This is a genomic window from Rickettsiales bacterium, assembly GCA_025210695.1.
In the GTDB taxonomy this organism is placed as follows: Bacteria; Pseudomonadota; Alphaproteobacteria; order Rickettsiales; family CANDYO01; genus CANDYO01.
On sequence record JAOARE010000009.1, the window covers coordinates 1 to 8351 of the forward strand.

General features: G+C 32.7%; 10 protein-coding genes. 5 read left to right on the forward strand and 5 right to left on the reverse strand.

What is annotated here, in order from left to right; genetic code table 11:
• The 5 genes from N4A31_01265 to N4A31_01285 all read right to left on the reverse strand — a co-directional run.
• The coding region (locus N4A31_01265) for a hypothetical protein (protein MCT4634861.1) at positions 1–1136 on the reverse strand (1136 nt) is incomplete at its 3' end.
• A 25-nt stretch (positions 1137–1161) separates the two neighbouring features.
• The gene (locus N4A31_01270) at positions 1162–1740 is read right to left on the reverse strand and encodes a hypothetical protein (protein ID MCT4634862.1); all 579 of its coding nucleotides are present in this window, start codon (positions 1738–1740) and stop codon (positions 1162–1164) included.
• Positions 1737–2303: a ribonuclease HII gene (locus N4A31_01275; GenBank protein MCT4634863.1), complete on the reverse strand. Its 567-nt coding sequence runs from the start codon at positions 2301–2303 to the stop codon at positions 1737–1739. The genes N4A31_01270 and N4A31_01275 overlap by 4 nt, the downstream gene beginning before the upstream one ends.
• Positions 2304–2360: 57 nt before the next feature.
• Positions 2361–3866, reverse strand: coding sequence for an ankyrin repeat domain-containing protein (locus N4A31_01280; protein MCT4634864.1), 1506 nt, complete (start codon positions 3864–3866; stop codon positions 2361–2363).
• A 30-nt stretch (positions 3867–3896) separates the two neighbouring features.
• Positions 3897–4070 (reverse strand): hypothetical protein, encoded by a 174-nt coding sequence (locus N4A31_01285; GenBank protein MCT4634865.1) that lies wholly within the window; start codon positions 4068–4070, stop codon positions 3897–3899.
• A gap of 234 nt (positions 4071–4304) precedes the next feature.
• Between N4A31_01285 and N4A31_01290 the strand changes: the two genes are divergently transcribed.
• The 5 genes from N4A31_01290 to prs all read left to right on the forward strand — a co-directional run.
• On the forward strand, positions 4305–4928 hold the full coding sequence (locus tag N4A31_01290) for a 50S ribosomal protein L25/general stress protein Ctc (GenBank protein MCT4634866.1): 624 nt from the start codon (positions 4305–4307) through the stop codon (positions 4926–4928).
• Positions 4929–5257: 329 nt separating this feature from the next.
• Positions 5258–6229 carry an ABC transporter substrate-binding protein gene (locus N4A31_01295; GenBank protein ID MCT4634867.1) on the forward strand — a complete coding sequence of 324 codons (972 nt, stop codon included), beginning with the start codon at positions 5258–5260 and terminating at the stop codon, positions 6227–6229.
• 4 nt (positions 6230–6233) lie between these two features.
• Entirely contained in the window at positions 6234–6965 is a 732-nt protein-coding gene (locus N4A31_01300; GenBank protein MCT4634868.1) for an ATP-binding cassette domain-containing protein, read from the forward strand.
• Complete coding sequence (locus tag N4A31_01305; protein ID MCT4634869.1) at positions 6962–7807, forward strand: hypothetical protein; 846 nt, start codon at positions 6962–6964, stop codon at positions 7805–7807. Before N4A31_01300 ends, N4A31_01305 begins: the two co-directional genes overlap by 4 nt.
• Positions 7804–8351 (forward strand): ribose-phosphate diphosphokinase (prs, locus tag N4A31_01310; protein ID MCT4634870.1); only part of this gene is annotated, 548 nt, incomplete at its 3' end. The genes N4A31_01305 and prs, both read left to right, overlap by 4 nt.

The following is an 8351-nucleotide window of genomic DNA, read 5'->3' on the forward strand; positions in this document are numbered from 1 at the left end:
ATTCCAAGCCGGCCATCATTTTGATCTATTGTCCCTATAATCCCTGTTACATAGTCAACGATCTCAGCGTCAAAATTTCCTTCTTCTCCTAAAAGAACTTGCTCTAAATATGAATGAATTTGATTATTAATTTCTTCTGTTGACAAGTGAATTGTGGCTAAACCAGGAAAAATAGGGGTTCCGGCGGAGTTTCTTTCATGTGTTTCTTCTTCTACTGTAGGGGTATTAGGGGATGAATGAGATTGGTTTATGATATATTGATATAACTCTTCCAAGATGTTTTCTGAAGTTTGAGGTTCTTCTATTAAGGGTCTTATTCTTAAAGGAGAATATGGTGCTGATTCAATAGAATCTTGAACAAGATTAGACATATCATCTTGTTTAGTTTGGGCTAATTCATTGGCAGCGAGTTGTAATCTAGTAATATCAACTTGGTTAACACCAATTTCTATGGCGTGCTCTAGGGCTCCTGGATTATTATTGGCAAGTTTTAAAAGAATTTCTCTTATTCTTTGAGCTCTTTCTTCTGTCTCTACCCCCATATCATCCACAATTGCATTAATAGTTGCGGTGATATCCATGCAGGCCTGATCATCAAGGTTTCTAGCTTGTTCTATTAAATTCTCTCTAAGGCTAATGAGGTCATTAACTTGATTCCTAAGATCTATTTCATCAGCAAAATTCTCTAAAATTGATTCAATTACTTCTGTATCTATATCTTCTTCTGCTAAATACCCTGGATTGAAGGCCTCTAACAACATGGGGGTGGGTTCCTCCCCTATTGCTTCGTGAATAATTGTAAATATTCTAGCATTTATATTTTCCTGAATTGTTCTCTCAACATCATCTAATATCAAGAGAGATTCATCTTCTTCAAAAGATGTTGTTAAATCAAGAGGGCTTTCTTCATTGGCTATTTCTTCTATAGCATTCATTGTTTGTTGTATTAAATCATCAAAAGATTCTTCTATTTGCTCTTCTGTTAATTGAGATATTTTCTTTAGAATTCTTTTTTCTTCAACTCTTAAATCTCCAAATATTCTATCTCTTACATCTGCTGGGATGTTCCACAATAGTTCAATTTTTTTCTCTTCAAATAGTTCTCTAATTTGTTTCTGTAATTCATCTAATGTCATTTTTAATACTCCTATTATTTTTGTTTTAACAAAGATTACTACCCTCATCTATATTACCTATAATACCTACAGAAGGAATAGAGCCATCTAAATTAGCATCTGTAATATTATTATTAGGTGAAATTGAAGTTTCTATCTCAAGATCTTCTGTAAATATATATACGTTATACAATGCTTCATCTAATTGAAGCATGAGGTTAACTACCTGTTGAATATTTTCCTCTCCTAATATTTCAAATATTAGATCTATTGTTTTTTTTGGAATATCCTTTATATGAACTAAATTCTCTTCTCTCATAAGGTCGGGATATAGTTCATTAGTTATAATGAATTCAATTTGTTCAGGTATTAGCTTGTTTTTTGTGGCTTGCATTATTAATGTTTGTTTCTCATTTAATATATCATTAATAACATCAGCTATTGCATTATTTCCTACAGTATATATTTGCACAGCTTGAGCAATGATTGGAGCTCTGTAGCTGTTAATGAGATCTGTTTGTGAAGAAGAGATAGAACTGTATGGGTGGTTAAGATTAATAGATTCTAGTTTTTTATCTAAACTTGAATTTATATCATCAATTACTCTATATAATCCATTGGTCATTTTTTATACCTAGATTTTATTGGTTCAAAACTTAGACGATGATGTTTAGTGAGTCCAAACTCATAAATTGCCTCTAAATGTGCTTTTGTACCATATCCAGCATTCTTATGCCATAGATAACTGGGAAATTCTTGATCTAATTCATGCATTATTCTATCTCGAGTTACTTTTGCAATGATGGATGCTGCAGAAATTACTGGAATTATTCCATCTCCTCCTATAACGGGAGTTACCTCTTCGCAGTTAAGCTTAGGAGCCTTATTTCCATCAATTAAAGCTACATCCGCTGTTATATTTAAGTTATTATATGCTCGTTCCATGGCAAGCATAGTAGCTTGTAAAATATTTATCTGGTCTATTTCTTGTGGTGAAGAAATTCCAACTCCAATTTTGCAAGTTTCCATTATTTGTTGAAATAACCCCTCTCGTTTTTTAGGAGATAGTTTTTTAGAATCAGCCACTCCTTCTATTGCAATTGGCATAATGACTGCAGCAGCCACTACAGGTCCTGCCAATGGCCCCCTTCCCGCTTCATCTATACCCACTATAATTTTATCAGACATTAATTGCTCATTCTGTTTTGCTAGAACATAAATGGTATCTTAGTTAAGAAGAATCTTCTAGCGTTTTCCAAGCTTGCTACTCTCTTTTTTCTTTCCTGACATGGTAGGTATGGATATAGAAGAGATTACTTTTTCTGCACTGTTTTTTGCACTGTCAAACATTTCCCAGACGCTTTTTTTAGTTTTTTTTACTTCAGGTGGCAAGTCTTTAAATATATCTATTGCTTGAGATACAGATTCACGATTTTCACTTATAGCTTCGTTTTTTATGGTGTCAATAATTTGTTCAAATATTTTTAAATCAGTCATTCTTGTGCTAAGGGATGCTAGCCCGCCACTTGCCCTTTCTGTTTTAGTAAGTCTACTTATGGCATATGCTTTTGCTTCTTCTATATGTTCTGTAATATCAGAAGATGAATTACCATTAATATATTTATAACGAAATGATTTTAGCATTTTTCTTAGTTTAGGACGATTAGCGGCAATTTTATTATTTTTGTCATCATTAGCTAAAGTTCGCAACACCTTATTCCAGTTAATTACAGAATCTAACTTTTTTCGATTACCTTCACTTAGTTTTTGTTCAACGGGAGTTTTAACTTCAATTTTATTAACTTTATCTTGTGTTGTTTCAGTTGCAATTGTTGAAGATTTTTCTATTCCATGCTCTGTTTGTTTAGATGGAGCGCGATAATTATCATAATCTTGTACAATTTCTTTTATGAATCTTTCAAATTCTAATATTTGATCATTATCTCTTATGTACTCATCTTCTTTAGCATTTTCTTGGCATTCTTGGATGAACTCAGGGATAGATGTTGCTTTTGATCTTTTAAAGTTTTCTATATTATAATGGCCCTGGAATGAGCTTAGCATGCTAGATAATTCTAATTTTGAAGGATCAAGTTGTAGTCTATTAAATGCTTTTATTCTGGCGCTATCCATGCTCCGTTCAGCTAATTCTTTTGAAATAATTTTCTCTTTATTTGCTTGCTTTTTTCCTTCTTTAATTTTATCTCTAACTTCTTTTGTGTTTGGATTAGCTTTTTTAAAATATTCACTCCAGCTTTGTCTATGGTAAAACTCTGCACTGGGAACTAAAAATCCTCTTTCTTTAGCTATATCTTTTACAGTTCTATATTGATTGTCTCTAATATTTACGGAGGCGCCATGGGATAATAAATCAACCACTATAGCTTGTCCTGTTTTTTTACTATCTTGGTTGGTTACTAACATTACTTCATGTAAAGCTGTGTGTCCCCATTTGTTTTTTAAATCAGGATTAGCTCCTTTTCCTAACAACAAATGAACCAGATCTTGATCTTTATTTCCAGCAGCTAAATGCAAAGGAGTATATCCCTCATTTCCTCTTGCGTTAACATCAGCTCCTTTTTCTAATAAAAATTTTATTGTTTTTAATTTGTTTCCATGTGAAGATTCTATGTCTTCAGCAAGATATTTGTCCTTATCTGATTGAGTAAGATCTAGTGTTGTTTTAAGTAAATGTACTATTTCATCCATGCCATTGTGCAGAGTTTCTTTTAATTTTTTATCTCCAGACATTTTTTATTATCTCTTATTAATTTTCTAACTTTAAAGAGATCTTCCCTCTTGTTTTACTAATTTACGTGCCAAAGCTTTTAAAACTCCAGGTCTCATTTTTCTATCTGGGTTAGCAGCAATTGTTTCAAGGGCATGCCTCATCCTACGCACCATTTCTTTTGTAGAAAATTTTTTCTTTGGTTTTGTTTCTTTGGGGGCTGTCATTTTAGTTATCACCTAATAATTAATCTTATGCATTTATTTTTGAGATAATACCCTATAAAGATTAATTAATTATTAACCTAAAAATAGATTACTTATCCTATAGAATCTTGACTTAAGAGTAAAATTATGCAATGTTAGCATAACAAATCTCCAAGAGGCTTAAGATTTAGTTGATTAATTGAATTTTATCTGTATTATAAAGAGCGAATAAATAAACATTTTAAGGGAATAACAATGTCAAAGATATATGCATTACAAGGTCAAGAAAGATTAACAATGGGTACTGGCCATGCAAGAGAAGTGAGAAGAAACAAAATGGTTCCAGCAATTATTTATGGTGCTGGTAAACCTCAAGTTATGTTATCTCTTCCAGCAAAAGAATTATCTATGGAATACCATAAACAAGGGTTTTTATCTCACATGTTTGATATTTCTGTTGGTAAAAATAAATATAGAGTAATTCCTAAGGAGGTTCAACTTCATCCAGTAACTGATGATATTAAGCATATGGATTTTATGCATGTTGATAAAGACACTAAAATAAAAGTTACTGTAAGTGTGCATATTGCTAATGAAGAAAAATGTCCTGGTATTAAACAAGATGGATTGCTTAATGTTGCTCGCCATGATTTAGAGATATATTGTTTGCCGGATAATATACCTGAAGGTATTACTATTGATATTAGTGATCTAAATATTGGTGATAATATTCACTTAAAGGATGTTAAATTACCTGAAGGTGTTGAATGTAAACTAGATGAATACACCACTATTGTTGCTATTGTGTCTGCTAAAAAGACAGAAGAAATAACTGACGCTGAAGGTGAAAGCGAATCTGAAGGTAGCACTGCTTCGTGATGAATTAAAATAATTATTTAGTTAAAAAGAGCTGATTTTAATTGATTAGCTCTTTGTTTGTTGACATTGTACGAAAAAGCTGTAATCTAAATAGCTTACATATCATTAATTTAAGGTTAAATTATGTTATCTCTATTAGTTCTAAATTATCAAGGATGGCGTTGGCTCTAATAATTAGCCCTATGTTCTGCTTGATTAACTTTTAAACTATATACGAGAATAAATTAATGTCCTATTTATATACTTCCATGTTTATTTGGCCCCTGGCCTATTTATTATTTCTATAATTTTCATTTAAATAATATATATATAAATATGGAGAAACAATCATGCGATTAAAAATACTACTAATTATAATAGCCTTTATTACGGCACTTGCACTTTTTGAGTATAAAAACTCTTCTAAGCAAGAACTTCCTCTGGTGGCTATAGCCAATTATGGACCTCATTCTTCTTTAGAAGATTCTATAAAAGGAATAAAAGAAGAGCTCACCTCCCAAGGGTTTATTGAGAATAATAATATTTCTTATGATATTGTGGATGTGGGGTTTGACTCAAGTCTCATTTCACAGATGATAACCAAACTTAAGCTTAAAAAACCAGCAGTTATGATAGCAATGACCACTCCGGTTGCACAAAGCGCAAAGCATAACATTAAAGAGATTCCCCTTATCTTTAATGTGATAACTGATCCAGTTGAGGCTGGACTTTTAGAGGATATGAATAAAATTAATGGCAATGCTACCTGCACCTCTGATATGCAAAATTTAGACCTTCTACTAGAATTTGCTAAAAAACTATTACCCAAAGCTAGTAAAATTGGTGTATTATATGCAACATCTGAAGCTAATGATATTGCGTTAGTGAAAATGCTTAAAATTGCTGCTACAGATATTGGTATGGAGGTTGTTGCTGTGCCCGTTGATCAACCAAGAGATGTGCCAACAAGAATGCAAGACTTTAAGGATAAAGTTGATTTTATTTATGTCGGCACTAGTGGTCCTATTCAGCCAACTCTACCGGTTATTGTGGCAGAAGCTGATAAAATGGGAATTCCTGTTTTTAATGCTAATGAAGAGTCTGTAATCAATAATCAAGTGTTGGCAAGCTTTGGTGTTAATTATGAACAAGTTGGTAGAAATGCAGGAGATATTGTGGCTCGCATATTAAGGGGCGAAGAAATGCTTGCTCCTGTATATCCATCAGTTGAAGATCATCATGGGTTTATTAGCAAACAAAAAGCTGATCGTTTTGGCATTGTAATACCAGTTAACTTAGAGAATGTAACGATTGTGGAATAGAGAAATGCTAAATTTAAAAAATGTAGAGAAGTCATTTTCAGGTAACTTCGCTCCTGTATTAAAGGGAATAAACTTGGATCTTTCCCATGGTGAGTTTTGTATAGTTATTGGCAGTAATGGCTCTGGAAAATCCACATTAATGCGAAGTATCTCTGGTGAATATAGCATAGATAGTGGAGTTATTAACACTAATAATAAAATTATAGCAAGTGTTACTCAGGATATTAACAAAGGAACTATTCCTGAGATGACTTTGCTTGAGAATATAGTTCTAAGTAAGTTGTTAGCAAAGTCTGCAAGCTTTAATTTTTATAAAAATCAACGAGATGCGGTTATCTCTATAGTGAAGGAATTAGGCATAGGGTTAGAGGATTATATTGATCAGCCTTTAAGCTCTTTATCAGGTGGGCAAAGACAAATGATTGCCACTTTAATGGCGGTTCATGCTAAACCTGATATTATGCTTCTTGATGAACATACCAGCGCTCTTGATCCTAAAGCTCAAAAGTTGTTAATAGAATACACAGCTAAAAGCATTGTAAACAATAAGATAACTGCTCTTATGATAACTCATAAATTGGATGATGCAATCAGCTATGGAGATCGCTTAATTATGCTTCATCAAGGAGAAATAGTATTAGATCTCAAAGGAGAAAAAAAGAAAGCTTTAACTGTGAAAAAGTTATTAGATCTATTTCATAAATACGAAGACTTAACATTAAGGAGTAAATCATGATAAATGAGTTGATTTTAACAGGATTAGTCCAATCCTTAGTGTTAGCTTTAGTGGCATACGGAATTATGATTCCTTTTAGAATACTAAACTTTCCAGATTTAACCTCTGAAGGAGCATATCCCTTTGCTGGGGCTATTTGTGCCAGTTTACTAATTTTAGATTTTCATCCATGGATAGCCACATTAATTGCTTCTCTTTCTGCTGGTATATTAGGAATATGCACTGCATTAGTTAATTTAAGATTTAGAGTTAACACCTTGTTATCAGGGATAATTATTAGCACCATGTTTTATAGTGTGTCTTTAAGAATTATGGGTAAGCCTAATATTGCTTTATTTAACTATCCAACCACACTTAGCGATGGACATATAGCTATAAAAATAATGATTCTTTTAGGAATTATAATCTGGTTTGTATCTTTTCTTTCCTTGTTTTTAAAAACTGAGAAAGGATTAAGAATGCGTGCGGTTGGTTTAAATCCAAGCTTTTCTAAGGATAAAAGCATCTCTGTGGCTAAATACACCATTTTAGGGTTATTTGTGGCAAATTGCTACACAGGTCTTGCAGGTGGATTAATGGTACAATTACAAAACTATATGGATATTGGCATGGGTGTTGGAATTGTCATCCACGGATTAGCAGCGCTTATGATTGGTGAAAGTATTATAGGAACTGATACTCTTAATAAGCAATTGCTGGCTCCTTTAATTGGTGCTTTAATTTATCAGCAAATACAAGGTTTTGCATTGTCATTGGGATTAGCTCCTTCTGATTTAAAATTCTTAACTGGAGCTATTGTGTTGCTGGTCATCGCCATCCAAAAGAGAGAAGTAAGAATATGATTATCTTAGCAGGAAGCAGCAATTTAGAACTTAGTAAGAACATTGCAGATTTGCTTTCTGTTAAGCTTATTCAGGCCAATCATAAATTATTTGAAGACCAAGAAATGAAGATTGAAATTAATGAGGACTTCACAGGAGAAGAAGTAATTATCATCCAATCCACTTCTAAGCCAGTTAATAATAATCTAATGGAGTTATTGTTGCTAACTGACTCCGCTAAGCATGCAAATGCTGCCAAGATTACTGCGTTAATTCCATATTTTGGCTATGCAAGACAAAATATTTCTTCATCTGAAAATAAACCTTCATCTATGAATCTAATCACTTATTTAATAAAAACTGCTGGGGTTGATAGAATTATAGCTTTAGACTTGCATGCTGAGCAAGCAAATTTAGAAAACATACTTCCCTCCCCTTTATGGAAGCCATTATTTTTACAGAGCAATGATCATGTTATTGTGTCGCCCGATAATGGAGCGATGGAAAGAGCAGAAAGCTTTAGCAAGGATATTGATTGTTGCCTGGCTATAATCAATAAACCCAG

Excerpts from the sequence above, each read along its gene's own strand:
- N4A31_01270 (MCT4634862.1), bottom strand. The coding sequence starts at position 1,740 with ATGACCAATGGATTATATAGAGTAATTGATGATATAAATTCAAGTTTA.
- N4A31_01275 (MCT4634863.1), bottom strand. The coding sequence starts at position 2,303 with ATGTCTGATAAAATTATAGTGGGTATAGATGAAGCGGGAAGGGGGCCA.
- N4A31_01280 (MCT4634864.1), bottom strand. The coding sequence starts at position 3,866 with ATGTCTGGAGATAAAAAATTAAAAGAAACTCTGCACAATGGCATGGAT.
- N4A31_01285 (MCT4634865.1), bottom strand. The coding sequence starts at position 4,070 with ATGACAGCCCCCAAAGAAACAAAACCAAAGAAAAAATTTTCTACAAAA.
- N4A31_01290 (MCT4634866.1), top strand. The coding sequence starts at position 4,305 with ATGTCAAAGATATATGCATTACAAGGTCAAGAAAGATTAACAATGGGT.
- N4A31_01295 (MCT4634867.1), top strand. The coding sequence starts at position 5,258 with ATGCGATTAAAAATACTACTAATTATAATAGCCTTTATTACGGCACTT.
- N4A31_01300 (MCT4634868.1), top strand. The coding sequence starts at position 6,234 with ATGCTAAATTTAAAAAATGTAGAGAAGTCATTTTCAGGTAACTTCGCT.
- N4A31_01305 (MCT4634869.1), top strand. The coding sequence starts at position 6,962 with ATGATAAATGAGTTGATTTTAACAGGATTAGTCCAATCCTTAGTGTTA.